The 24,921-nt window shown below is 61.8% G+C and carries 26 protein-coding genes and 1 tRNA gene; 23 read left to right on the top strand and 4 right to left on the bottom strand.

The window, feature by feature from the left end:
- Positions 1-90 precede the first annotated feature (90 nt).
- The 9 genes from QMG84_RS16110 (at position 91) to QMG84_RS16070 (ending at position 7,563) form a co-directional block, all read left to right on the top strand.
- Positions 91-519, top strand: coding sequence for a universal stress protein (locus QMG84_RS16110; RefSeq protein ID WP_202071390.1), 429 nt, complete (start codon positions 91-93; stop codon positions 517-519).
- 42 nt (positions 520-561) lie between these two features.
- On the top strand, positions 562-897 hold the full coding sequence (locus QMG84_RS16105) for a c-type cytochrome (RefSeq protein WP_281932046.1): 336 nt from the start codon (positions 562-564) through the stop codon (positions 895-897).
- 90 nt (positions 898-987) lie between these two features.
- The gene (gene scpA, locus QMG84_RS16100) at positions 988-3,156 is read left to right on the top strand and encodes a methylmalonyl-CoA mutase (protein WP_281929154.1); all 2,169 of its coding nucleotides are present in this window, start codon (positions 988-990) and stop codon (positions 3,154-3,156) included.
- A gap of 251 nt (positions 3,157-3,407) precedes the next feature.
- Positions 3,408-3,989, top strand: coding sequence for a TetR/AcrR family transcriptional regulator (locus QMG84_RS16095; protein ID WP_281929153.1), 582 nt, complete (start codon positions 3,408-3,410; stop codon positions 3,987-3,989).
- A 150-nt stretch (positions 3,990-4,139) separates the two neighbouring features.
- On the top strand, positions 4,140-4,685 hold the full coding sequence (locus QMG84_RS16090; protein WP_281929151.1) for an SRPBCC family protein: 546 nt from the start codon (positions 4,140-4,142) through the stop codon (positions 4,683-4,685).
- Positions 4,686-4,689: 4 nt separating this feature from the next.
- Positions 4,690-5,010: a thioredoxin domain-containing protein gene (locus tag QMG84_RS16085; protein ID WP_281929149.1), complete on the top strand. Its 321-nt coding sequence runs from the start codon at positions 4,690-4,692 to the stop codon at positions 5,008-5,010.
- Positions 4,970-5,407: a redoxin domain-containing protein gene (locus QMG84_RS16080; RefSeq protein ID WP_350356514.1), complete on the top strand. Its 438-nt coding sequence runs from the start codon at positions 4,970-4,972 to the stop codon at positions 5,405-5,407. Before QMG84_RS16085 ends, QMG84_RS16080 begins: the two co-directional genes overlap by 41 nt.
- The gene (locus tag QMG84_RS16075) at positions 5,400-5,750 is read left to right on the top strand and encodes a hypothetical protein (protein WP_281929147.1); all 351 of its coding nucleotides are present in this window, start codon (positions 5,400-5,402) and stop codon (positions 5,748-5,750) included. Before QMG84_RS16080 ends, QMG84_RS16075 begins: the two co-directional genes overlap by 8 nt.
- A 1,120-nt stretch (positions 5,751-6,870) precedes the next feature.
- Positions 6,871-7,563 carry a sulfate transporter family protein gene (locus tag QMG84_RS16070; RefSeq protein ID WP_281929146.1) on the top strand — a complete coding sequence of 231 codons (693 nt, stop codon included), beginning with the start codon at positions 6,871-6,873 and terminating at the stop codon, positions 7,561-7,563.
- A 300-nt stretch (positions 7,564-7,863) separates the two neighbouring features.
- On the opposite strand, the gene QMG84_RS16065 is transcribed toward QMG84_RS16070, so the two are convergent.
- Positions 7,864-8,871 (bottom strand): complex I NDUFA9 subunit family protein, encoded by a 1,008-nt coding sequence (locus QMG84_RS16065; RefSeq protein WP_281929145.1) that lies wholly within the window; start codon positions 8,869-8,871, stop codon positions 7,864-7,866.
- A 201-nt stretch (positions 8,872-9,072) separates the two neighbouring features.
- Here QMG84_RS16065 and QMG84_RS16060 point away from each other — a divergent pair.
- Positions 9,073-9,157, top strand: a tRNA-Leu gene (locus QMG84_RS16060).
- Between the two features lie 51 nt (positions 9,158-9,208).
- Here QMG84_RS16060 and QMG84_RS16055 read toward each other — a convergent pair.
- The 3 genes from QMG84_RS16055 to QMG84_RS16045 all read right to left on the bottom strand — a co-directional run bounded on the left by QMG84_RS16055 (position 9,209) and on the right by QMG84_RS16045 (position 11,195).
- On the bottom strand, positions 9,209-9,766 hold the full coding sequence (locus QMG84_RS16055; protein ID WP_281929143.1) for a DUF3280 domain-containing protein: 558 nt from the start codon (positions 9,764-9,766) through the stop codon (positions 9,209-9,211).
- 116 nt (positions 9,767-9,882) lie between these two features.
- Entirely contained in the window at positions 9,883-10,533 is a 651-nt protein-coding gene (locus QMG84_RS16050) for a response regulator (protein WP_202071403.1), read from the bottom strand.
- A gap of 158 nt (positions 10,534-10,691) precedes the next feature.
- Positions 10,692-11,195 carry a GlcG/HbpS family heme-binding protein gene (locus QMG84_RS16045; RefSeq protein WP_202071404.1) on the bottom strand — a complete coding sequence of 168 codons (504 nt, stop codon included), beginning with the start codon at positions 11,193-11,195 and terminating at the stop codon, positions 10,692-10,694.
- Between the two features lie 206 nt (positions 11,196-11,401).
- Here QMG84_RS16045 and QMG84_RS16040 point away from each other — a divergent pair, with 206 nt between their 5' ends.
- From QMG84_RS16040 to QMG84_RS15980, 13 genes are all read left to right on the top strand, one after another.
- Positions 11,402-12,019: a helix-turn-helix domain-containing protein gene (locus QMG84_RS16040; RefSeq protein WP_202071405.1), complete on the top strand. Its 618-nt coding sequence runs from the start codon at positions 11,402-11,404 to the stop codon at positions 12,017-12,019.
- Between the two features lie 471 nt (positions 12,020-12,490).
- Positions 12,491-14,842 (top strand): DUF1549 and DUF1553 domain-containing protein, encoded by a 2,352-nt coding sequence (locus tag QMG84_RS16035; RefSeq protein WP_281929141.1) that lies wholly within the window; start codon positions 12,491-12,493, stop codon positions 14,840-14,842.
- A gap of 22 nt (positions 14,843-14,864) precedes the next feature.
- Positions 14,865-16,319, top strand: a complete 1,455-nt coding sequence (locus QMG84_RS16030) for a DUF1501 domain-containing protein (RefSeq protein ID WP_281929140.1) — start codon at positions 14,865-14,867, stop codon at positions 16,317-16,319.
- Between the two features lie 10 nt (positions 16,320-16,329).
- Positions 16,330-16,674 carry a cupredoxin domain-containing protein gene (locus tag QMG84_RS16025; protein WP_281929139.1) on the top strand — a complete coding sequence of 115 codons (345 nt, stop codon included), beginning with the start codon at positions 16,330-16,332 and terminating at the stop codon, positions 16,672-16,674.
- Positions 16,671-17,084, top strand: a complete 414-nt coding sequence (locus tag QMG84_RS16020; protein ID WP_281929138.1) for a hypothetical protein — start codon at positions 16,671-16,673, stop codon at positions 17,082-17,084. Before QMG84_RS16025 ends, QMG84_RS16020 begins: the two co-directional genes overlap by 4 nt.
- A gap of 29 nt (positions 17,085-17,113) precedes the next feature.
- Entirely contained in the window at positions 17,114-18,004 is an 891-nt protein-coding gene (locus QMG84_RS16015; protein ID WP_281929137.1) for a dienelactone hydrolase family protein, read from the top strand.
- 24 nt (positions 18,005-18,028) lie between these two features.
- Positions 18,029-18,565: a rhodanese-like domain-containing protein gene (locus QMG84_RS16010; RefSeq protein ID WP_281929135.1), complete on the top strand. Its 537-nt coding sequence runs from the start codon at positions 18,029-18,031 to the stop codon at positions 18,563-18,565.
- A 15-nt stretch (positions 18,566-18,580) separates the two neighbouring features.
- Positions 18,581-19,135, top strand: coding sequence for a peroxiredoxin (locus tag QMG84_RS16005; protein ID WP_281929134.1), 555 nt, complete (start codon positions 18,581-18,583; stop codon positions 19,133-19,135).
- A gap of 49 nt (positions 19,136-19,184) precedes the next feature.
- Entirely contained in the window at positions 19,185-19,679 is a 495-nt protein-coding gene (locus QMG84_RS16000; protein ID WP_281929132.1) for a c-type cytochrome, read from the top strand.
- 38 nt (positions 19,680-19,717) lie between these two features.
- Entirely contained in the window at positions 19,718-20,464 is a 747-nt protein-coding gene (locus QMG84_RS15995) for a cytochrome b/b6 domain-containing protein (RefSeq protein WP_281929130.1), read from the top strand.
- 286 nt (positions 20,465-20,750) lie between these two features.
- Positions 20,751-23,189 carry a TonB-dependent receptor gene (locus QMG84_RS15990; RefSeq protein WP_281929129.1) on the top strand — a complete coding sequence of 813 codons (2,439 nt, stop codon included), beginning with the start codon at positions 20,751-20,753 and terminating at the stop codon, positions 23,187-23,189.
- Between the two features lie 34 nt (positions 23,190-23,223).
- The gene (locus QMG84_RS15985; protein ID WP_281929128.1) at positions 23,224-23,970 is read left to right on the top strand and encodes an outer membrane protein; all 747 of its coding nucleotides are present in this window, start codon (positions 23,224-23,226) and stop codon (positions 23,968-23,970) included.
- A gap of 174 nt (positions 23,971-24,144) precedes the next feature.
- A complete protein-coding gene (locus QMG84_RS15980) occupies positions 24,145-24,915 on the top strand; it encodes a hypothetical protein (protein WP_281929127.1) in 771 nt (256 codons plus the stop codon).
- The last annotated feature ends 6 nt before the right edge of the window (positions 24,916-24,921 follow it).

The following is a 24,921-nucleotide window of genomic DNA, read 5'->3' as shown; positions in this document are numbered from 1 at the left end:
TGCGGCGACCCGCCCGCTCGCGCGGGGATGGCCGAGCGCCTATATTAGGCCGGACGATTTGAACGAAAACCATAGAGGGAGGCGGCGGCGATGTACAAGAAGATTCTCGTGCCCGTGGATTTGGGCGAAGCCGACATGACTAGGATCGGGCTCGACGCCGCCTTGTCTCTGGCGAAGGCCGCCCCCGAGGCGCAGTTGCGCCTCGTGAGCGTCCAGCCGCTCGTGCCGGTGGCTTTTGTCGATTACATCCCGCCGAATTTCGACGAGGAAATGCGCCTTGCGGCGGAGAGGGATCTGGCGGATGTCGCCGGCAAGGTCGATCTGCCGGCCGGGCGGGTTTCTTCCACGGTGCGTTTCGGCGCCGTCTATCCCGAGGTCCTCGCCGAGGCTGAAGACTGGGGCGCCGATCTCATCGTCGTCGGCTCGCATCGCCCGACCATGGCGACCTATCTCCTGGGCTCCAACGCCAAGACGATCGTGCGCCACGCCAAATGCTCGGTGCTGGTGGTGCGGCAATAGGCGCGGATGGCGGGCGCAGGAGCGGCGGCTAGATTGACGAACATGCTTCGCTTCGCGCTCTCCGCCGCCCTCGTTGTTCTTGCCGCCACGCTCGGCTTGGCGCCTGCCGCGGCGGACAGGGGGCGTCTGGCGCTCGGGGCCAGCATCGCAAAAGCCAATTGCAGCCGTTGCCACGCCATCGGCCGAACAGGCGCGAGCGCCAACCCCAAAGCGCCGCCCTTCCGTTACCTCGCCCGCAGATATCCGCTCTCCAATCTGGAGGAGGCGCTGGGCGAGGGCATCGTCGTCGGCCATGAGGGGCCGGAGATGCCGCAGTTCCGGTTCGACGCGCAGCAGATCGAGGCGCTGCTCGCTTATCTGGCGTCGATCCAGCGATAGGCCTGCAACGCCCCGCGCCGGCGTTTCTGAGCGGACTTTGCGCTTCCCCTTGGGCTGGTCTAAAACGCCCCGAAAGCAGCCGAGGAAAAGATGTCCGCCATCCCCGATTTCACCAAAATCCCCTTCGCCGCCACCAAAGTCGCGCAGGAGGCGCCGCCGCGCAGTTGGCTGACGCCCGAGGGCATCGAGGTGAAAAGCGCCTACGGGCCGGGGGATGTCGAGGGGCTTTCCTTCATCGACGGTTTCCCCGGCGTCGCGCCTTTCGTGCGCGGGCCTTACTCCACCATGTATGTCGCCCAGCCCTGGACAATCCGCCAATATGCCGGCTTCTCCACGGCCGAGGACTCCAACGCCTTCTATCGCCGCAATCTCGCCGCCGGCCAGAAGGGCCTCTCCGTCGCCTTCGACCTCGCGACCCACCGCGGCTATGACTCCGACCATCCGCGCGTCATGGGCGACGTCGGCATGGCGGGCGTTGCGATCGACTCCATCTACGACATGCGCACGCTCTTCGACGGCATTCCGCTCGATCAGATGTCCGTGTCGATGACGATGAACGGCGCGGTGCTGCCGGTTCTCGCGCTCTTCATCGTTGCGGCGGAAGAGCAGGGCGTGTCGGCCGACAAGCTCACAGGCACGATTCAGAACGATATTCTCAAAGAGTTCATGGTGCGCAACACCTACATCTATCCGCCGGACCCCTCCATGCGGATCGTGTCGGATATTTTTGCGTACACCTCGCAGAACATGCCGAAGTTCAACTCGATCTCGATCTCCGGCTATCACATGCAGGAAGCGGGCGCCTCGGCGGATTTGGAGCTCGGCTACACGCTCGCCGACGGCGTCGAATATGTGCGCGCCGGCGTTGCGGCGGGCCTCGATATCGACGCTTTCGCGCCGCGTCTCTCCTTCTTCTTCGCCATCGGCATGAATTTCTTCATGGAGGTCGCCAAGCTGCGCGCCGCGCGGCTGCTCTGGGCGCGCCTCATGAAGGATCTCGGCGCCAAGTCGGAAAAGAGCCTCACGCTGCGCACCCACTGCCAGACCTCCGGCTGGTCACTCACCGCGCAGGACGTCTATGTCAATTCGATCCGCACCTGCGTGGAGGCCATGGCGGCGACGCAAGGCCACACCCAATCGCTGCACACCAATGCGCTGGACGAGGCGCTGGCGCTCCCCACCGACTTCTCCGCCCGCATCGCCCGCAACACGCAGATCGTGTTGCAGCAGGAGAGCGGCACGACGCGCGTGATCGACCCCTGGGGCGGCTCCTATTATGTCGAGCGCCTCACGGCGGAACTCGCCAAAAAGGCCTGGGCGCATATCGAGGAGATCGAGGCGTTAGGGGGCATGGCCAAGGCCATTGCGGCGGGCGTGCCCAAGCAGCGCATCGAGGAGGCCGCCGCCAAGACGCAGGCGCGCATCGATAGCGGGACGCAGATCGTCGTGGGCGTCAATAAATATCAGCCCGAGAACGACGCCAAGCCGAATGTGCTCAAGGTCGACAACGCCGCCGTGCGCGCCGCGCAGCTCGACAAGCTGAAGCGCCTGCGCGGCGAGCGCGGCGAGCGCGACGAGGCGACGACGCAGGCCGCGCTGAATGTGCTGACCGAGGGCGCGACCTCGGGCGCCAATCTGCTCGACCTTGCGGTGAAGGCGGCGCGCGCCAAGGCGAGCGTCGGCGAGATTTCCTTCGCGCTCGAAAAGGTCTTCACGCGCCACAAGCCCAAGGCCAATGTCATTTCGGGCGTCTATGCGCGCGAGGCCGGCAAGGACAGCGCCCAGGTCGGCCGCGTTGTCGGCATGACCCGCGACTTCGAGGACAACACCGGCCGCAAGCCGCGCATCCTCGTCGCGAAGATGGGCCAGGACGGCCACGACCGCGGCCAGAAGGTCATCGCCTCGGCCTTCGCCGACATGGGCTTCGACGTGGTGATCGGCGATCTTTTCGCGACGCCGGACGAAGTGGCGCAGAAGGCCAAGGAGGCCGACGTCCATATCGTCGGCGTCTCGACCATGACGGCGGGCCATCTGACGCTGACCCCGGAGCTGCGCGACGCGCTGGCGGGAGTGGGCCGCCAGGACATTATGATGGTCGTCGGCGGCGTCATTCCGCCGGACGATTTCCAGGCCCTCTACGATTTCGGCGCCGCGGCGATCTTCCCGCCCGGCACGAATATTCCCGCTGCGGCCGAGAAGCTGCTGTATGAGCTGAACATCCGCCTCGGCTATGCGCAGCGCGAGCCAGCGAAGGCGTAATCGGGACGCGCCCGACTCCTCTCCCCGCTTGCGGGGAGAGGTTGGGTGAGGGGCCGGGGGATTATCGAGCGCCTTTCCCATGCGCGACCTGCGCTTCATCGAACTCCGGCGCGCCGTGAATTGCGCCGAAACGCGACTTTTGCCGGAAAAACTTTATCGGCGCGATTGAACCGGCAGTACAAAAACCAACTCGACACCCTGACCCAATCGAGATACAGAATTTCAGTTCTGATATTTCAGGGCGGTTATCGATGGCTAGAACCCGAGAATTTGATCCTGCGGCGGCGCTCGATGCTGCGATGAAAGTGTTTTGGCGATACGGCTATCACGCGACCTCTATTGAGGACCTCGTAACTGGCACGGGCGTCAGCCGCTATGGCCTTTATGGGTTGTATGAGAGCAAGCATGGTCTCTTTCTTGCGGCGCTTGACCACTACCTAACCACTGTGGTTCGGGAACTAGCGGGCGTCCTGCACCGCGACGATGCCTCGCTCGATACAATCAAAGACTTTATACATCGCCTCGGAGAAATCGCGGCTAAGCCATCGGGCCGGATAGGATGTTTGCTGTGGAATACAGCTACTGAGGTTGGCCCCGATGACAAAGCGGTAGCGCGAAAAGTCGCCGACTTTCGAACTTTCCTGTCAACAGGCTTCGAAAGCGCCCTTCGCAATGCAGTGGCTAACGGCGAGTTGAGGCCTGAGTTCGACACCAAGGGGGAGGCAGATTTCCTTGCGGGTGTTGTTCAAAATCTCGCCGCTCTCGCGCGGTCGAGCGCGAGTCCTCGCTCCATCGCCAATTTTGTAAATATCAGCCTTGGGACCCTGAGCTAAGCGCGCAGCGTCTCTAAAAATAACAGAACAATTGTTCTTGTCCCTATTGACTCTTTTCAGAACGCATGTTCTGTTATCTGTCGAGATTAAAAGCGAACACTCGCAAGACGGTTCGTTCGCGGATGTTGATGTTGCAAAAGGAGTGGATGCATGAATGTATTTGCGGTCGGGAATGAAGCCGTGTGTGCGGAAGCCGCCAGCAAAATTCGAGCGCCATTGCGCTTCGAAGGTGTCGGCTACTATGACGCCGCCCCCGAAAAAATGTTTGCGGCCATCTCCGAGCCGGAGTTGATGAGCAAATGGCTCCCGATGCTCAAATCATTGCATTTGAGTCATGCGGCGTCTGACAACGGTCCCGCCTCATGCGGAATCGGTTCGGAGCGCAGCTGTTCATTCAGCATGATGGGCGACGTTTTCGAGCGGGTGATCTGGTGGGACCCGCCGCGTGGTTATGCTTTCAGCTTTCAGCCCAAAAACCGGGTCATGATGCCGACTCGCGATCACTCGGTCGTTTTCCTCGTGCGTCCTCATGGAAATGGCGGCAGTGAATTCGTTTTCCGAACCTACTTCAACTGGCAGCCGGGACCAATGCGTTTTGTGGCGGCGCACATGATGCCGATGATCCTGAACATGTCCCTTGCAAACCTTAAGAGGCTGCTCGGCGGCAAGGGCGGCAAAGCGCGGCGGGTGGCTTAAGATCATGAGCAAGCAGCAAGCCAACAGCATCGACCCGGAAATCCTCGCGCACGAGTCCCTTACACAGCAGATCGCTGCATTCACCGCAGCGGCGGAGCAGCGTCTTCCGTCTGGCTACATCGACTCTTTCCGAGCCTTGGTGGCCCGTCTCAAGAATGAAGGTATCGGATATTGCACGCCAGTGGTTGGCGCGGAATTTCCAGACTTCGAGTTGCACGATGACGGCGGGAACAATGTGCGCGCCAGTGACTATTGGGGCCGTCGCACCCTGATTATCAAATTTTATCGCGGTCGGATGGTGTCCCTACTGCAATCTGGAGCTTAAAGCTCTGCAAAAGCATCAGCCAGACTTTGAGCTGTTAAACGCCGGGGTTTTTGCGATCGCGCCGGAAAAATCTATGGCGCTCATCGAGACCAAAGCGAAGGCTGCGGCGAATTTCAGATTCCTGTGGGACAACGATAATAAGCTCGCTCGTCGACTCGGTATTTCGTTCGCTGTTGGCAACGAGGTTAAGGACATTTACGGAAAGCTCGGGCTTGATCTTCTGGAAATCAATGGCGCTTGGGAACTTCCGGTGCCCGCGACATTCGTGGTCAGGGACGGTCGGCTAAAATATCGGTTTCTCGACGCGAACTATCTGGAGCGACAGGATCCGGCCGAACTAATCGCGTGGCTAAAAACGGACGCGGCAATCAATCGAGCGGGGGCACTTAATGGCTAAGAACTCGTCTAAGAAAAAGCCGCAGCAACGTGACACACAGTGGGAAGGTTCCCGCCTGTTCGAAGTCGTCGCCGAAGCAATGCACGCGACTGAGTCGCACGTTGAGCGGGTGAAACTATTCGGGTTCGACTGCCTGCGGATCAAGGGGAAGGTGTTTGCAAAAGCCAGCAAGGGGCGGCTTGTCGTGAAGCTCCCCGCGACGCGCGTCGCTAGCCTCATGATGGCAGGCTGCGTTGAGCCCTATGCGGGAGCGCGGGGCAATATGAAAGAGTGGGCGGTCGTCACGACCGACGATTTAGCGGCCCTTGGCCTCTCGCAGGAGGCGCTTTCCTTCGTCAGGTGATACCAACTCAAATTACGCAAAAGTCCGCCCTTCCGGCGGGCTTTTGCACTTTACCGCTGCGCCCATATGCATAATTCTTGATATTTGCACGATTATGAGATGCCGAAGACCGGCCCGATGATCATCATGGGCTAATCCAAGTGGAGGCAGGTAGCCATCAGCAGGCAGCGGCCAAACAGCAAATTTTTGCTCTTGCGGCGAGTCTGCTTGCTTTACTGTTCCTTTTCTTGTTCCGAGCTTATCAAGCGAGCCTCCTGCCGGGATGACTCGAGTTCATAGGTGTCAGCACCAGCACACACGCATGGGCGATGCGGCCACTTATCTCTCAAAACCCCTCACGAACGCGACCCGCCCACCCTGCCCAACAGGGGGAAAGCTGCGCGCGGGCCTTCGTCAAATAAATCTATCCCCACCCCCCTGACTCGCCCTTACGCTCCCCCCGCCTCGTCACCTAAGGGGCGTCGTCAAGGTCGGCGGCGCGGCGGGGCCGGTCAAGCGTCCGCCGGGCCTTTCGGCGGATGTGGGCGGGTCGTCGGTCGGGCTTCCCCTTGGCGGGGGGCGCGTGAATGCTCACGCGCAAAAGGCTGGGCCTCAATATTCCTTCGGGCTACGCCGCGGTCCCTCCTGAAAAGGGAGCCCGCGCCTCAAGGAAGACGGCATTGGAAGACTGCGGGAATGACATTGCCCGCGGCGTTCGAGCGCGCGCCCGTCTGGCCATTTGGTCAGGAGGGAAAGAAGCGGTCCTGTCAGGGGCCGTGTCCGGGAGCGAGGTCACTCCGTCGGGAAGAGGTGCGCGTGTATAAAGACCGTGTCCGGGACGCTTTAGCTCCGGTGCGCATAAACAAAATACATCTCGGCCGAACGGGGCCGGGGCGTTCCGGACTTCCCTTACAACTCGCGTCGAGAGACGGCGGGGCGTTTGGCGTCGGTGAATTTGCTGGAGAGAAATTGCCTTGGCTGCATCGCCCCCTGGCTCATGCAATGAAACGCTGGATGCAAGCCCCCTTGCGTCCGTGCCGTTCTATCGCCATTTGCTGTGCGGTCGCCGCGCGGGCGGCTGCCGGAGCGCGCAACCATCGCCGCTTTTCATCAAAGGCGCGCTTCCAAGAAGAGGCCATGCATGACTTTCATGTTCGACGCCGCCCTCGCCTCCCTGCGCGAGATCGTCTCGCCGCCGTTCCGCAATGTGCTGTTCAAGAGCTTAGGGATGACCTTCCTGCTGCTCGCGCTGGCATGGGTCGGGCTCGATAAGCTTGCTTTGTCCTATATCTCCGTCGACCATTCCTGGCTGCAGCTCGCGCTGACTTATGCGACGGGCGTCGGGCTGTTTGTCTTTCTCGCTTTTCTCATCGGCCCGATATCGGTGCTGGTGGCGGGGCTTTTTCTCGATGATCTCGCCGATGTCGTCGAAGCCGATCTTTATCCACCCGGCGAAAGGGGCACGGCCATACCGGTCTCTCAGGCGGTCATGATGGGCGTGAAATTCGCAGTCGTGTCGGCGGGCGTGAATTTCCTGGCTTTGCTGCTGCTGCTTCTGCCCGGCATAAACGCCGTGGCCTTTCTGCTCGCCAACGCCTATCTGCTCGGGCGCGAATATTTCCTCTTCGCCGCGACGCGCTTTCGCTCGCTCGAGGAGGCGATGGAGCTGCGCCGGCGCTACGCGCCGCAGCTCTTTCTCGCCGGCCTGTTCATGGCCGCCTTCGTCGTGACGCCGGGCCTCAATGTGCTGACGCCGCTCTTCGGCGTCGCCTTCATGGCGCGGATTCACAAAATGCTGTCGGCGGAGCGGCAGGCGCGTTGGGCGGGGCGGTGATTTCGCGCGCCCGCGCCGCCGTCATTGCGAGCGAAGCGAAGCAATCCAGGGCCGTGATGTGGCTCTGGATTGCTTCGTCGCTTTGCTCCTCGCAATGACGGGGTGGTCGCTCGCCGGGAATGATGTCATTCCCGACGCTCGCAAAGCGAGCGATCGGGAATCCAGAGCAAAACCAGCGCTGTTGTGGCTCTGGATTCCCGGTCGGGCTTTCAGCCCGCCGGGAATGACAATCCTAATGCGAGCTGTCCTAATGCGAGCTGTTCAAACGAAAATGGTAAGACCCGCGCGCCTGATTATCCCTCACGCCTCCAGGCGCTGCGCCTGATACTGGCCGGTCTTGCGGTAGCGATAGAGATAGGTCGGCGCGATGGCCTCGAAGGACTGCGGCTCGACGCCGAGCCCCTGCAGCGTGCGGCCTTCCTTGATCGCCGCAGCGCTCACGACATTGTCGTGCTGCAGCAGCTCCACCTGATCGGCCGTCATGCGCAGCAGCGTCGGGAACAACCCGAGCGACAGCTTGGTGAACAAGCTGGTGATGGAGGCGACGAGCTTGCCGGTCGCGAAGGAGAGCTTGGCGACATGCCGCTCGCGCTCGGTGACCTTCAGGACGAAGTCGATCAGCGCCGCGAAGCTGCGCACCTCGGGGCCGCCGAGCTCATAGACCGCGCCCGCCGTGGCGCGGCCGGCGATGGCGGCGGCAACCGCCTCGGCGACATCGCCGACATAGACCGGCTGGAACTTCGTCTCCGCGCCGACGACCGGGATCGCGGGGAAGTAGCGGGCCATGGTGGCGAAGCGGTTGAAGAACTGGTCCTCGATGCCGAAGATCACCGACGGGCGCAAAATGACGGCGGTGGGAACCGCGGCGAGCACGGCGGCCTCGCCAGCGGCCTTGCTGCGGGCGTATTGCGAGGCCGAACTGGCGTCCGCCCCGATCGCCGAAATATGCACGAGAGTGTCGATGCCGGCGGCCTTGGCGGCCTCGGCGATGGTCTTGGCGCCCTCGGCCTGCACCTTGGAGAATTTCTGCGCGCCGCTCTCGGCCAGGATGCCGACGAGATTCACCACCGCCGAAGCGCCGCGCAGCGCGGCGGCGACCGATTCGGGATGGCGGACATTGGCCTGCACCGCCATCACCTGGCCGACGCGGCCCTGCGGCTGCAGGTGAAAGGCGAGGTCAGGGCGGCGGCAGGCGATGCGCACGCGCCAGCCGTCGCGCGCCAGCGCCCGCACGACATAGCGTCCGACGAAGCCCGAACCGCCAAATACCGTCACAACGCGCCCCGCGCCACCGTTCACGCCGTTCATCGTTCTCTTGCTCCGTTCGCCGCGCCGGCCGGGCCGGCTGGAAAATTCGTCGCCCGTGCTCTAGCGAAATTCGGTGGGGAAGGAAATGCGCCGCGAGGCTTTGGCCGCCCCGCTGGCGCTCTTTTTCCGTTCGAAGGCGCATTTTCCCACAGAGCCACATTGACAGACGCCATGCGGCGCCCCTAAGAGAGCGTCCCACGTGCCCAGGTGGCGGAATTGGTAGACGCGCTGGTTTCAGGTACCAGTGGTGAAAGCCGTGGAGGTTCGAGTCCTCTCCTGGGCACCATCCTTTCAAGGATCGTGCTGTAAGACGACAGCCATTCGGCACCGATGCTGGTCAGCGCTCGTTCTTCCTATTGGCGAGTTCCGGCTCCACCAGACTGTAGCGGATCAGAAATTTCAGCGCCCGGCTCCAGGATTCGTCGGTTTCGTTGCGCAGGTCAGTTTGCGAGACATTGACGAGCGCGCCGGTTTTGGCGTCGCGGATACGAAACTCCAGATTTTGCTCCATGACGCTGATCTTGCGGAAGAAGCCCATGAAGGACATGTCGGCCCCGAGTTCGCGGGCGGCGTCAGCCTCGCATCCGTTGCACTTTCGCAGCCAGTGATCCTTGGCCATCGGGTGACTGGAGTTGCTTGCGTCGACGATCTCGAACAGGCCGGAGCGGGCCAATAAGTCGCGCACCAGGCGATTCATGCGCTGGAGCCGCTCGGTCTCAGCGGGGCTCTCGCCCGCGAGCGGGCCGCCGGCGCTGAAATCGTCCAGCTCCATATCGAATACGGCAAGCTTGATCGGGCGCGTGGTTTCCGCGACGCTCGCCGACGGCTGAAATAAAAACAGCCCGAAGGCGAGCAGGCAGGCGGGTGCGGCCATATTGAAGGCGCGGCTGCGCATAGGCGTCTCCTGAAGTCGTCTCGCAGACTTTGCGTCTGCGCGGCTATTTTAGGAGAGGGTCCGGACCGAAGGCCTCGGCGCTTTTCCCGCCGCCTGCCGGGCAAAATTCCTGGAGATCACGTCACGTCGGCGTCACCGACGAGTCCTGCGCCGATGGCGAGCCAAACCAGATGGGCGTCCGTCTTCGCGCCGATCTTGGATTTGATTTGGTAGTGATAATTCTGAACCGTCTTGCAACTGAGGTTGAGCAGCGCGGCGATCTCGTCGCTCGTTCGCCCCGACGCCACAAGACGCAATATTTCCGTCTCGCGCGGGCCGAGCTCGTCGGCGAGCGAACGGCCCTCGCCGAGGCGTTCGGCGGCGATTTCGCGCGCAATGTCGTCGCTGAGGGCGCGCCCGCCATGGGCCACGGTCGACACGGCCCGCAGCAGCTCCGCGGCGTCGCTGCTCTTGGTGATATAGCCAGCGGCGCCTGCTTCGAAAGCCTTGAGCGCGAAGGCTGCGGCGCTATGCATGGTGAAAACGAGGATGCGCGCCTGCTTGTCCCATTGCCGGATATGGCGCACCGCCTCTATGCCTCCGGCGCCCGGGAGCGATAGATCCATGATGACGACATCAGGCGAGGTCTCGCGATAAAGGCGATAGGCCGCAACGGCGTCTTCGGCCTCCGCGACCACCGAGAAGCCTGCGTGGCGCTCCAGGAGACGGCGATAGCCCTCCCGAACAACAGGATGGTCGTCGACGAGAAGGATTCTCACATCGCTCATGTTCGATTGCGTGATCGGGGCCCAAGGGAGCGGCCATTAGATCAGCAATCAGGATGAGTGCAATATGAGCGGCGCGCTTTTGGCGCTCGCGGTATGACGTCGGGCAAATTGCCTATGGAGGCCGCGCGTATTCGCGGCCTCTCTTTTCTCGCAGATGTTTACTTGAGCTGATCCGCTACCTTGTCGATCGCCGCTTTCGCGCAGGCTTCGTCCTTCTCTCCGCCGGGCGCGCCGGAGACGCCGACGGCGCCGATCACCGTGTCGCCGGTCTTGATCGGCAGCGCGCCCTGGGCGGCGACGATATTGGCGAGATGCACCTGCCCCGAGGTCGGATTGTCCTTCACGCGCTGCGCAAATTCGCCGGAGGGGATGCGGAAGGTGCGCGAGGTATAGGCCTTGCGGAGGCTATTCTCGATCGTGTGAGGCGAGGTGCTGTCGCCACGAAGCGAGATCAGCGGTTGGCCTTCGAGACCAACGACAGTCACCGACACATGATAGCCCTGCTGCAGGCAGGCGTCATAGGCGGTTTGAGCGATGCTCAAGGCGATGGGCGCTGACAGCGCCTTGAGCGAGAGAAGCTCGGCGCGCGCCGGCAAAGCGAACGGCGCGCCAAGAGAAGCGCCAAGCGTCGCGACGGCGGCGAAAGTGGCAAGAAACCTCATAAATTCAGCTCCAAACTGAGGCCGCCGGGTCGGCAGGCATATTCATACTAGGATTATGCATTTTACTCAGTCAAGACCGCGGCGCAGATCGCACGCATATCGCGCCAGATGGGTAGGCATACCCATCCCTTTTTGCCTAATCAACAAAACTCCTTGACCACGGCTGAGTTGGAGACATAAATGGTTAGATGATAGGGTCTATAGACATGAACAAGCATGGTCAGAAGCGCGAGGCCGCAGCGGAAAGCGCCCTTGCCGCGCTTGTCGCCGATCGATTGAAGCAACTCGTCACGCTCGAGGGCCGTTCCTTCAAGAGGCTTGCGCAACTGACCGGCATAGATCCTTCCGAGCTTTTGCGGATCGAGGCGGGGGCGGTGGCGCCGACGATCAACCATCTCTGGCGCATCGCCAATGCGCTGGGGGTTCCCTTCGGCCGTCTCGTCGCCTCGGCGGGGCGCCGCGGCGTCCTGGTTTTGCGCAGCGACTCGCGTCAGAGCGTCACGTCGCAGGACGGAAATTTCAGCACGCGTCCTCTCTTTCCTTATGACGGGCTCCGTAGCGCGGAGTTCTACGAGATCACGCTCGCGCCCCACCATAGCCAGCATGTCGAGGCGCATGCGCCCGGCACCAAAGAGAATCTGGTCGTCGCCAAGGGGGCGATCGAAATCGTCGTCGGCCGTGAGAGCCCGCAAATTCTGCAGGAGGGCGACGCCATCGATTTCCTGGCCGATGTGCCGCACCTGTATCGGAACCTCGGCGACGCGCCTGCGACGCTTTATCTAGTCATGTCCTATGAATTTTGCCCTCCAGACGGGGCGCTTTGAGACAATTCGATCAGTTTGGGCCGGCCCCGCAAGGGCTGCTCGCATGCACATATCTTCATGTCGCCGCCCTCGTCATGGCCGGGCTTTTCCCGGCCGCTCACGCCACGCAAACAACGGCGAATGCCGGTCATAGGTCGGCGTGACCGCAAAGCCTGTACCGAGCTTTATCCATAGCGATAACGCGTCTCGTTGAGCTGCGCCCGGGGGGCGTGGGTCGCCGGGACAAGCTTTCCCATGACGGTCCTCGAAATGTGTGCTCCCTTCGCCCTCGGGGGCAGGGGGCCTCTCAATTGCTATAGCGAAACCCGAAGGCTAGCCGTCAACCGCCAGGTCCGCCGCGCCAAAAAATCTGGATTTAAAACATACAATATAGGTAGACTTCATAGTTTAGGTAGGCTAGCTTTCGCTCATTCGGGACACGCCTATCCCAAAAGCGAATCCGCAGAGAGCCATTGGATCGAGGCAGAAGAAATGAAGAAAACTGCGAAGAAAGCCTACCTTGCGATGCTCATGAGCGTCTCCCTCGCCGCGCTTGCCGTGGCGGCGGAGGTGAAGCCCAATGATTCCGCCGCGGCGGCGCCCGAAGCTCCGAAGGCCGCAAGCCCCTCATCTAAGCCGCATTGGTCGTGGCTGCCCGTCCAGGCGCAATTCGTTCCTGTCGTGAAGCAGAAGGAGTGGGTGCGCTCGCCCCTCGACGCCTTTGTGCTCGCGAAGATCGAAGGCAAGAGCCTCGCGCCCTCCAAGGACGCCGACCGCGCCACCTTCATCCGGCGCGCCACGCTCGACGCCTGGGGCATTGTCCCGGCGCCGGAGGAGGTCGACGCCTTTGTGAACGACACCGCGTCAGACGCCTATGAGAAGCTTGTCGACCGCCTTCTCGCCTCGCCGCGTTACGGCGAGCGTCAGGCGCGCCTGTGGCTCGATCTCGCGCGCTATGCGGATTCGACCGGCTTCCAGAACGACAATACGAGGCCCAATCTCTTCCGCTACCGCGACTATGTCATCAAGGCGTTCAATGAGGACAAGCCTTATTCGCGTTTCATTCAGGAGCAGATTGCCGGCGACGAGATTGCCCCGAACGATCAGGACGTCCTCGTCGCAACCGGCTTTCTCGCGGGATATCCCGACAACAGCAATTCGCGCGACCTCGTGCAGCGCAAATATCAGATCACCACGGACATCGTCGATACGATCGGCCAGGCCGTTCTCGGCACGACGGTGAGCTGCGCCCGCTGCCACAATCACAAGAGCGACAAGTTCACCCAGAGAGATTATTTCTCGCTGCAGGCATTCTTCGCCAATACCGCCTTCCAGGAGAAGGCGCCCGCGAAGAAAGGCGAGCAGGAGCTCGCCTATGAAAAGGCGCAGGCGATTTACGACGAGGCCACGAAGGATATTCGGGCCAAGCAGAAAGCCATTATCGATGGCGTTTACGAAGCCGCGCTCAAATATCACAAAGAGCGCTACCTCACCGACAGCCGCGAATCCATCTTCAAGCCGAAGGACCAGTGGAACGCGCTCGATCGCTGGGTCAATCATCGTCTCGACGCGGTGACAGACCGGCCGCAGCTCGCCGCCTATCTGCGTTACGCCGCCGAGGATAAATCGGCGCCCGAGCACAGCCCAGAGGCGGTGCAGAAATACGAGGAGTATCAGAAGCTCCAGCGTGAGCTGCAAAAATTCGCCGATAAAAAGCCCGCGCGCGGCGCCAACACCTTCACGACGGCGACGGAGCTCGGCCATCCGGACGCGCCGCCAACCTATGTCCTGTTCGGCGGCAATCACGAGAAGCCTCTGGAAGAAGTCCAGCCCGCTTTCCCCGAGGCGATCACCGGCGAGAAGCCCGACATCAAGCCGACGGCGACATCGTCGGGCCGTCGCACGGCTCTGGCGAGCTGGCTGGCGAGCGCGACGAATCCGCTCACCGCGCGCGTCTTCGTCAATCGCGTCTGGAACCAATATTTCGGCAAGGGCATTGTCGGCACGGTCTCCGATTTCGGCAAGGCTGGCGACAAGCCGACCAATCCGGAGCTGCTGGATTACCTTGCCGATCATTTCGTGAAGGACGGTTGGAGCGTCAAAAAGCTCCATCGCGACATTCTGCTCTCGTCGACCTATCGCCAATCCTCCGATTTCCGCGAGGATATCGCCAAGGCCGATCCGGAGAACAAGCTCCTCGCCGTCTTCCCGCGCAAGCGTCTCGAGGCCGAAGAGATTCGCGACTCTGTTCTCGTCGCGTCGGGTAAGCTCAATGAAGAAATCGGCGGCCCGAGCGTCTTCCCGCCGCTTCCCGCCAATGTGAGCGGCGGCAACAACTTCAACGCGGACCCGGCCTGGACGACGTCGAAAGACCCGAAGGACCATGCGCGCCGTAGCCTCTACATCTTCACGCGCCGCAGTCTGCCCTATCCGCTGCTCGAAACCTTCGACATGGCGAATGCGCAGCAGATTCACAGCAAGCGCGACGTGACGACGACGCCGCTGCAAGCGCTGACGCTCTACAACAGCGATCAGTTCTTCCAGTGGTCGCAGGCGCTCGCCGGCCGCGTGATCAATGAAGCCGGTCCGGATGAGACGGCGCGCATCGACCGCCTGTATCAAATCCTCTTCTCGCGCAAAGCGACCGACGCCGAGAAGGAAGCGCTGCGCGCCTTCCTCGATCAGCACCAGAAGACGATCGCGCAAAAGGCCGAAGACGGAAAGCTCGCCATCGCTTTGCCGATCGGCGCCAAGGAAAAGCCTTCCGATCCGCTGCGCGCCTCGGCCTTCGTCGATCTCGTGCACACGGTCATGAACTCCAACGACTTCGTCTATCGCTTCTGATCCTTCGAAAGGAACATTCGTCATGTTGATCAAGACCTCTCGTCGCGACTGGTTGCGCGGCGCCGCTTACGGTCTCGGCGGCTACGCCGTCAGCGGCATGATGCCGGGGGGCGGCTGGTTCGGCGCTCCAGCGGCCAACGCCGCCGGCTTCGTCGATCCGCTGGCCCCCAAGGCCCCGCATTTCGAGCCGAAAGTGAAGTCGGTGATCTGGCTTCACATGGATGGCGCGCCCTCGACGCTCGATCTCTTCGACTATAAGCCCGAGCTCGTGCGCCTCGCCGGGCAGGAGGTGCCGGAATCCTTCCTCAAGGGCATCAAGACCTCGACCCAGGGCGGCGTCGGCAAGCTCTTCGCCACCAACCGCACCTGGAAGCAATATGGCCAGAGCGGCGCCTGGTTCTCCGATTGGGTTCCAAACATCGCGCAGCACGCCGATAAGCTCACCTTCATCAAATCGAGCGTCACCGTCGGCGCCACGCATGATATTTCGATCCTGAAGCTCAACACCGGCGACCTCTCGCCGGGCCGCCCGTCGCTCGGCGCCTGGGTCACTTATGCGCTTGGCTCCGCCAATCCCGATCTTCCGCCCTATGTCGTGCTCTACAGCGGCAAGCGCGAGCCGCGCGCGGGCTCGGTGAACTGGAGTTCCGGATTCCTTCCGGCTGTCTATCAGGGCACGGCCTTCCGTCCCGGCGCGCAGCCGATCCTGCATCAGGCGCCGCCGGATCTCATCGGCTTGCAGCAGCAGCGCGAGAGCCTCGACCTCTTGAAGCAGCTCAACGATCTGCGCGGCGCAGCGCATCCGGAGGACACCGAACTCGAGGCGCGCACGCGCTCCTATGATCTCGCCTATCGCATGGAGGCGACGGCGCCGGAGGCTGTCGATCTCTCCAAGGAAACCGAGGCCACCAAAGCGGCTTATGGCCTCAATGAAGACGCCACGAAGGACTACGGCACCGTGCTGCTGCGCGCGCGTCGCCTCGTCGAGCGCGGCGTTCGCTTCATCCAGGTTGTTTCGGGCCCCATCGAAGGTTCCGGCGTCGGCGACGACTCTAACTGGGACGCGCATCGCCAGCTCGAAAAGAACCACAGCATGCATGTCAAAGCGGTGGACAAGCCGATCGGCGCTCTCCTCGCCGATCTCGAGGCGCGCGGCCTGCTGGATCAGACGCTCGTCATCTGGACCTCGGAATTCGGCCGCACCTCTTACGGCCAGAGTGGCGACGGCCGTGACCATAATCCATGGGGCTATACGCAATGGCTCGCCGGCGGCGGTCTGAAGCACGGTCTCACCTATGGTCAGACCGACGAGATCGGCTTGAAGACCGTCGAAAATCCGGTGGACACCTACGACGTCCATGCGACGGTCCTCCAGCTTCTCGGCCTGGATCACCTGAAGACGATCTATTTGCGCGCCGGCCGCGCCGAACGTCCGACCGTCGTCTATGGCAAGGTCGTCAAAGACATCCTCGCCTAGGCGCCGCTTCATGCAGCTTGGTCGCGGATCTTTCTTTCTCCTCTTTGGACTGGCGGTCTCCGCCAGTCCTTCCACAGCAGGGGCGCAAAGCGCGCCGGCAAAGATCGTCATCGAACACTATGCATTCGGTCCGCCGGCTCTCAGCGTGAAAGTTGGAGAGAGGATCGAATTCACTAACAACGACCAAATTCCCCATTCGATTGTCCTCGAAGGGCCGAATGGCGAGACCTTTCGCTCCAAGGAGCAGCTCGACGAGGGCGAGAGCTTCGGCGTCGTGCTCTCGGCGCCCGGCGAAGCGGTTTATTACTGCGGCGTGCACTCGGGGATGCAAGGGAAAATCACGGTGACCAAATGATCGAGTTTCTCAAGCTACTGCGTGTCGACTTCCTGATTGCATTCGCCGCGGTTCTCGTGAGCGCGCCCGTCATCGCAGCGATCGATCTGCGTGACTACGACAATGATCTCATGCGGGACCTCGATAAGACCGTCAAATATTTCGAGCCCGACATCACCGCGAAGAATGCGGATGCGGCGAAGGAAGATGCGCAGGTGCTGCTCGACGGCTTCAAATATACAGAAGACTATTTCGCCAAGAAGGGCGCCGACGACGCCGTCGAAATCTCGCGCAAGGGCGTGAAGCTCATCAGCGCCGTATTGGCGAGCGTCGACAGCAACGACTTCGATGCGGCGGCGTCGGCCGCGCGCGGCGCGCCCGATCTCTGCAAATCCTGCCACGACATCTACAAGCCGCGTCTCGCGCGCTAGGCCTTCAATCCAACGCCAAAGGGAAGAACATGACTCGCAAGACGGCAAAGGATTTCAGTCCCGCTGTGCTGAAGTCTTTCGATCTCTATGTCCACGGCGACATCGACCGGCGGGGCTTCCTCGATCGCGTCGGCAAGCTCGGGCTCGGCGCCGCCGGCGCGGCCGCGATGCTCGACGCCTTGAATCCGCGCTTCGCCGAGGCCGAACAGGTCAAGAAAGACGATGCGCGTATTGTCGGGCGGATAGTCGAATATCCGTCGCCGGACGGCAATAGCGTGGTGAAGGGCTATCTCGTAAAGCCGGCGAATGTCAGCGGGAAGCTGCCTGTCGTTCTCGTCGTCCATGAGAACCGCGGCCTCAATCCGCACATCGAAGATATTGCGCGCCGCCTGGCGCTCGCCAATTTCATCGCCTTTGCGCCGGACGCGCTGGCGCCGCTCGGCGGCTACCCTGGCGATGAAGACAAAGCGCGCGAACTTTTCCAAAAGCTCGATCAGGAAAAAACACGCAAGGATTTCGTCGCGGCGGTTTCGGCGCTGAAGGCGCTGCCGGACGGCAATGGCAAGGTTGGCGTCGTGGGCTTCTGCTACGGCGGCGGCGTCTCCAATTTCCTGGCGACCAAAGTTCCGGATCTGGCGGCGTCCGTGCCGTTTTACGGCGGACAGCCGAAGGCCGAGGACGTCAAGAACATCAAGGCGCCTCTGCTGCTCCATTACGCCGGCAATGACGATCGCATCAATGCAGGCTGGCCGGCCTATGAGGCGGCGCTCAAGGACGCGAAGATCTCCTATGAAGCGCACGTCTATCCCGGCGTACAGCATGGCTTCAACAATGACACCACGCCTCGCTACGACGAGGCTGCGGCGAAGCTCGCATGGGGGCGCACCATCGATTTCTTCAACGCCCATCTGCGCGGCTGACACAGTTCCCAAAGGATACACGCCATGAAGACACCGCTCTTGTTCCTCGTCTCTTTTCTCGCCGCCACGACGGCCTTCGCCGCCGACAATCCGGCTGCGCCCGCAGCGGCGGCGCCCGCGGCGACGAATCCGGCGCCTGTCACGCCGGCAAATGACCCGGCCTATACCTATAAGACGCTTCGCCTCAATCGCGCGGCTTTCGATGCGCTCGCGGCGCGTCCCGGTGAGCTGCTCGTTCTCGATGTGCGGCGGCCCGACGAGCTCACGAAAGTGGGGGGCTTTCCTGTCTATCTCAGCATTCAGACGAAAGAGGTGCAGAATAGTCTCGCCTATATCCCCCGGGATCGGCTGATCGTCGTCGTTTCAAATCGCGCGCATCGCGCCGGCGCTGTCGGTGATCTGCTCTCGTCTTATGGATTCCGTGTCGTCGGCGCCATCGGCGTGCGCGATTATGAAGACGAGGGCGGTTCCCTGTTGAAGATCGCGCCGCCTGCGCAGAGCGCCGCCGCGCCTAGCGCCGCGCAAACGGCTGCCGCGGCTCCTGCTCAACAGGCGAAATAGAAAAGGTCCGTCGCGATGAACATCACGCGCGTCATCATTTCGCTGTTCCTCGCTTTGTCGGCCAGCGCGGCGCAAGCCGCGTTGAAGCCCGGCGACGCAGCGCCGGACTTCGCCGCGCAAGCGGCGATCGGCGGCAAGGATTTCAACTTCTCCCTCACGGAGGCTTTGAAGAAGGGCCCCGTCGTCCTCTACTTCTATCCGAAATCGTTTACGCGCGGCTGCACGATCGAGGCGCATGAATTCGCCGAAAGCTATGACAGTTTTGCTGCGGCGGGCGCATCCCTCATCGGCGTATCGAGCGACACGATCGAGACGCAGCGCGAATTCTCGACGAAAGAGTGCCGCGACAAATTTCCTGTTGCCGCCGATCCAGCCTTCAAGGTGATCAACGCCTATGACGCCAAGCGGCTCAAGCCGAGCGCCTCGGGGGATACGGTTGCCGACCGCATCTCTTATGTGATCCTGCCGGACGGAAAAGTCGCTTTCTCACTGACCGACTCCAACCCGAGCCGGCATGTCGAGAGCACGCTCGAGTTCGTTCGCAAATGGCGTGAAGAGCACAAGCCGTAAGCCGGCTGTTTCCACCACTATTACTCATCGCAAATGGAGTTCGTTGCATATGTCTCGTCTATCACACCGCGCCGGGCCTCTCATGATTGCCGCCGCCGTTGCCCTCGCGAGCGTCGCTATTGTGGCTGGCGCTCAGGCGCAGAACGCGCCCGCGCCTGGTAAGCAGGCCGTCGAGAACCGCAAGGCCGGTTTCCTGCTGATCGGCAATTACTTTCGCTATTTCGGCGCTGTTTCGAAGGGGACCGCCCCGTATGACGAAGCGGAGGCGACAAAGCGCGCGTCGAGAATCGCCTTTTTGTCGACGATTGTCGAAGACGCCTTTCCCGAAGGCTCGAACCCCGGCGAGCCCGAATCCAAGGCCAAGGCCGACGTCTGGAGCAATCGCGCCGATTTCGACAAGAAGCTGAAAGATTTCCAGGCGCACGCCCAGGCGCTCGTCGAGGTCAACGCCAAAGAAAAGGGCGCGACCGACGCTTTCAAAGCGGCCGTCGCGGCTCTGGCGGGTGACTGCAAGGGCTGCCACGAGACCTACAAGGCGAAATAACCAAGGCGAAATAAGACTAAAACGGTGACGAGGCCGATATGACCACCATCGAGAATGACCGTCTCTCTTCTGCGACGTCGTACAGTGAGACGAGGACTTATCGCAAGGTCTGGGATTGGCCGACACGGTTCTTCCATTGGAGCCTCGTCGCCGCATTCGCCGGAGCCTATGCGTCCAACAAGCTCGGCGCGGCCTATTTCTCGCTGCATTTGTTTTTCGGCTATGCGGTTATCGTCCTCGTGACTTTCCGCATCGTCTGGGGCTTCGTCGGGGCGCGGCATGCGCGTTTCGCCAGTTTTTTAAAAGGGCCGCGCAGCGTGTTGCATTATGTGAGCGCGGTTGGACGCGGTCGACATACACGCTATGTTGGGCACAACCCGCTCGGCGCATTGATGGTGATCGCGCTGCTGGCGGCGCTCGGCGCGCAGGCGGCTTTCGGGCTCTTCGGCGACGATGAGATATTCAATGCGGGGCCGCTTGCCCCTCTTGTCAGCAAGGACGCAAGCCTCCTGCTGACCTCGCTTCATCGCAAGCTCTTTTACCTCATTCTCGCGGCGGTCTTCGTGCATGTCGCCGCAGTGCTCGCGCATGTCGTCGTTGCGCGGGAGCCGATCATCCGCGCCATGGTGACGGGAAGCAAACCCAGTGAATTCGTGCCGGCCGAGGAAACGCTGCGATCTTCTCGCGGCGCGGTCGCCTTTCTCCTGTTCGTCGCGATCGTCGCCGCTTTCGCGTTCGGCCTGCGCTTTGTGCCCGGGGCGCAGGTCGATATCGCCGCTTTCTGAACTTTATCCATAGTCACGAACGATGGAATAGCCGCGTAGGTCCCCTCGCGTTCTCCTACGTGGCGACAAGGCCGCGATCTCTCACGAGATCGCGGCCGATTTTGTTTTGTGTGCGTTTTGTTGCCGTTTTGCAACATCAGGCGATATTGGGCGCAGTCTGGCGGCGAGATCGGGCGCGAATGCGATTGCCAGCTTGACCGGCAGTTACAAATATACATAGTTGGTAGATATAATAAGCAAACGGGTGGGTGTTCCAATGCGCCGTAACGGCTTCGCGTTTCGTAGAATGCTTCTTTCCAGCGCCGCACTCGCGCCGCTGTCCCTTGGCGCGCTTGCGACGCTGGTCGCCGACGCCGCTCGCGCCCAGGATGCGCAGGTGGAGGAGGTAAAGGTCACGGCGCGTCAGCGCGAGGAGAAAGCGCAGGATGTGCCGTTGCCGGTCAGCGTGGTCGGCGCCAAGACGCAGGAGAGAGAGCGTCTCGAGCGCCTGCAGGACTTCGCGCAGAAAGTCCCGAATTTCGTGCCGTCGATCAACAATCCGCGCACCTCGGCCATGTCGATTCGCGGCATTTCCGGCATCTCTGGCGGCGCCGACGGTTCCGAGTCGGCGGTCGGCCTCATCGTCGACAACGTCTTCTACACGCATGTCGGCTTCCAATGGGCCGACTTCGTCGATTTGCAATCGCTCGAGGTTGCGCGCGGCCCGCAAGGCACGCTGCTCGGCAAAAACACGACGGTGGGCGCCGTCGTGATCCGCACGCAATTGCCGTCCTTTGCCCGATCTGCGACGTCCGAGACGACCATCGGCGCCTACAACCGCGTCACGCAAAAGCTCAACGTCACCGGTCCGATCATCGACGACAAGCTCGCCTATCGTGTGACGCTCTATTACGATCGTGGCGACGGCTGGATCCATAACCAGTTCAACAGCCAGAAGCTCCTGGACAATAATCGCTGGGGCATTCGCGGGCAGTTGCTCTATGTCGGCGAGAACTTCACCGATCGCCTGATTTTCGACCGCCTGCGTTCCGATGAATACAACAACTACAGCGGCGTCGTCGGAAACTCCTTCCCGCTATGGGCAAATGGCGCTCTGGCGAGGACCTATGCGCAAAATCTCTGGACGCGCCTGCGCACGCCGATCCTCACATTCGATCCCTACCAGCCTTATCTCACGCGACTGGGCAAGCTCGATCAGCGCACGACCGGCGTCTCGAACGAGTTCAATTACACTTTGGGAGAGAATACGCTGACCGGCGTCTCGGCCTGGCGTCAATTCATTCTGCATCCCAACAACTCGACCGGCAATCAGCTCACCGACATCAGCGCGAACGCCTATGACGTGAAGGTCGATCAATTCTCGCACGAAACGCGCCTTGCGTCGCCGCAGGGCCAGGAATTCGAGTGGACGATCGGCAACTACAATCTCTACGAACATGTCTGGTCGTATAACCACGTCGATTTCGGTTCACAGGCGAGCCAGTGGTTCGCCAACAACATCAACGCCAATCCCTATAATCTCTGGGGCCTCTCCTATCGCAACGACGGCGTCGCGCGCACTTTCAGCACGGCTGCTTTCGGCCAGGGAACTTGGCACATCGACGAAAAATGGGCGCTGACGGCGGGGTTGCGCGACACTTACGAGATACGTGAGGGGTCGGATTTCGGCTGGATTCAGGGGCTTTCCAGCCTCAGCCAGCTCGCGGCGGTCAGGCAGGCGACCGGCGGCACGACGTTCTTCGACACGGGCGGACAGCAGAAACGCGTCAATTCGATCTCGGGACTTTTCAATCCCTCCTATCGCATCAACGAAAACGTCATGACCTATGGCTCGGTGGCGCGCGGCGAAAAATCCGGCGCGGTCAATACCCAGGCCTTGCCGATCCTCAACAGCGCCGGCGTTTTCCAAGGGTGGCAGCCCGTCATCACCAAGCCGGAAGTCTCATGGGACTATGAAATCGGCGTCAAGACGAACTGGTTCGACAACCGGCTCATCCTCAACGCCAACGCCTATTGGAATGATATCTACAATTTCCAGTCGGTGCTCGTGAACACGGATTATACCGACGTCTCCGGCGTGCCGATTCGCAAGAACTATCTCGGCAACATCGGTCATGTGCGTCTGCGCGGTTTCGAAATCGACGGACGCTGGAGCCCGATCGATCGCCTCTGGCTGACCTTCTCGGGCGCTTATACCAACGCCCAATACGTCGATTTCCCCAAGGCCTCGCCATCGCCGGAATTCCTGTGGCCGGCCTCGAGCAATATCGGCGGCGTGGCGGCGCCGGCCTATATGAGCCTCTCGGGCCACAGCATCACCGGCGGCGTTTCGGGAAATAACCCGGTTGCGCCGTTCTCCTTCAACCTCGGCTTCAATCACGAATATCCGCTTGGTGCGATCTTCCGCGACGTCGGCTATACGGGGCCCGTGACGCTCTTCAGCTATTCCAACGCCGCATGGCGGGCGCGCACGCAGCTTTCCAATCCGCTGTCCATCTATCCGCTGTTCATGCCAGCCTACGCGATCTGGAACGCTGGCGTCGGTCTGAAGACTGACGACGATGTCTACAGTTTCAATCTCTGGGTCCGCAATCTTCTCGACGAGCGCATCATCGTCGCACAAACGATCGCGTCTACGGGCCTGTCACCCTCGCCGTCCACCGTCACCTTCGACGCATACAACCCACGCACCTTCGGCGCGACGCTGCGCGTCAAGCTCTATTGAGCAACGTCTCGCTACACGTTCAGGAGTTCGTACGATGAAGAGAATTACCGTCTTCCATCTGGCCGCTATGACGATCTCGCTGCTCGCAGGATCGGCGGCGGCGGCCGATCTGCCGAGCGCCAAAGCGCCTCCACCGCCCCCGCCGCCGCCGGTGTTTAGCTGGCAGGGCGGCTATGTCGGCGTTTACGCGGGCGCAATTCTCGGCGAGGGCGCATTCACGCTCGTCAATCAAACGCCCCTGCGCGGCTCGGCTTTCGTGGGTGGTGGAACGATCGGCTATAATTGGCAATGGACCGATACGATCGTTCTCGGCGCGGAAGCCGATTTCGGCTATCGCGGCAGCATTCAGCCTGGTCGCACGGGTTGGAGCTATCCCGGCCGGACCGACTCCGGGGTGCTCGGGACCCTGCGTGGCAGAGTGGGCTACGCCTTCGCGCCGCGCTGGCTCGCTTATGTCAGCGCCGGCTTGGCTTACGGAACGAATTTCATCTCGAATAATTTTTCGAGCCTTCCGCCTTTCACCTATGGGCAGTTGAGTTCGGGGCCGACGCTGCGTCCCGGTTGGACCGCTGGCGCCGGCTTCGAATATGCCTGGAACGACAAAATCTCGATCAAGGGTGAATATCTCTATGCCTGGCTTGCCGAGACAGGCGTCGCCTACAACACTAATCGCGGCGTCCTCAATGCGAATGTTTCGAGCGCCGGACATGTGGTGCGCGCTGGAATAAACTATCATTTCTCCGCTGGCCCGCTCGCGGCGCCGCCGGCGCTCGTTAAATAGGTTTTGGTGGTTTGCGGCGCTTTGGGCTCGGGGCATTTGTTCCGAGCCCTTTTTTGTTGCGCGGCTGACGCATGAAGTGAAAAGAATGTGCGATGCAGCTATAATCACATTGCGTCTATAGGAAATATACGCTAGTCATTGGGCGTCTGGTTTTCATGAGAAAGGGCGACATCGATGGCGACAGCCGCCGCGCCGAATTTCGACTCCGCCGACGCCGCCGGCGATGATTTCCTCGTTGATCCGCAGGGTGTGCAGGGATTGCTGCAGCCGAGTGGGCTGCGGCCGAATTATCCCGCCCAATTGGGCGCGGCCGCCCTCTACGCTCTTCTGCTCGGCCTGATCGTCACCCTGTCTTTCAAAGCCGCGGAGGCGCCCGTCGAAGAGCAGCAAGTAATCGAACTTGCGCCCGTGCCGGCCGAGGAGCCGCCCCCGCCAGAGGACACGCCGCCGCCGCCCGAGGAGCTCGTGCTCCCTGACGAGCCGCCGCCGCCCCCGCCGGTCTTGGACCCGATTGCGCCGATCGAACCGCCGAAGCCGATCGAGAAACCCGCCATCAAGCCCAAGCTCGAGAAGAAAATCGAAAAGCCGGTCGCCGCGAAGCCGGCGACCGCCCGCGCGCCGACGGCCGCGAGAACGGATGCGCCTGCTGTTCGTGCGCCGGCGGCTCCCTCGGGCGCAACGGCCTCGGCGATCGCCAACCAGTTCCACGCTTGCATGCAGCGCGCCGCCGCCAACGCCTATCCGGATTCGCAGGCGCCGCGCACCGCGCATATCGGCTACCGCGCGACCTTCGGCGCCACCGGATCGATGACCTCTTTCTCGATCACGCCTTCGGGCAATGGCGCTTTCGATGCGGTCGCCAACCGGCTCGGGGGCCGTTGCGGCTCCGTCGCCGCGCCCGGCAAGCCGGTCTCGCTTTCGGGCTCCTTCACCTTCAGCCCCTGATTCCCA

The sequence above is a fragment of the Methylocystis iwaonis genome (genome assembly GCF_027925385.1).
GTDB classification, from domain to species: domain Bacteria; phylum Pseudomonadota; class Alphaproteobacteria; order Rhizobiales; family Beijerinckiaceae; genus Methylocystis; species Methylocystis iwaonis.
The sequence above is the reverse complement of the archived record's forward strand: the minus strand, read 5'-3'. Positions and strand labels throughout refer to the sequence as shown.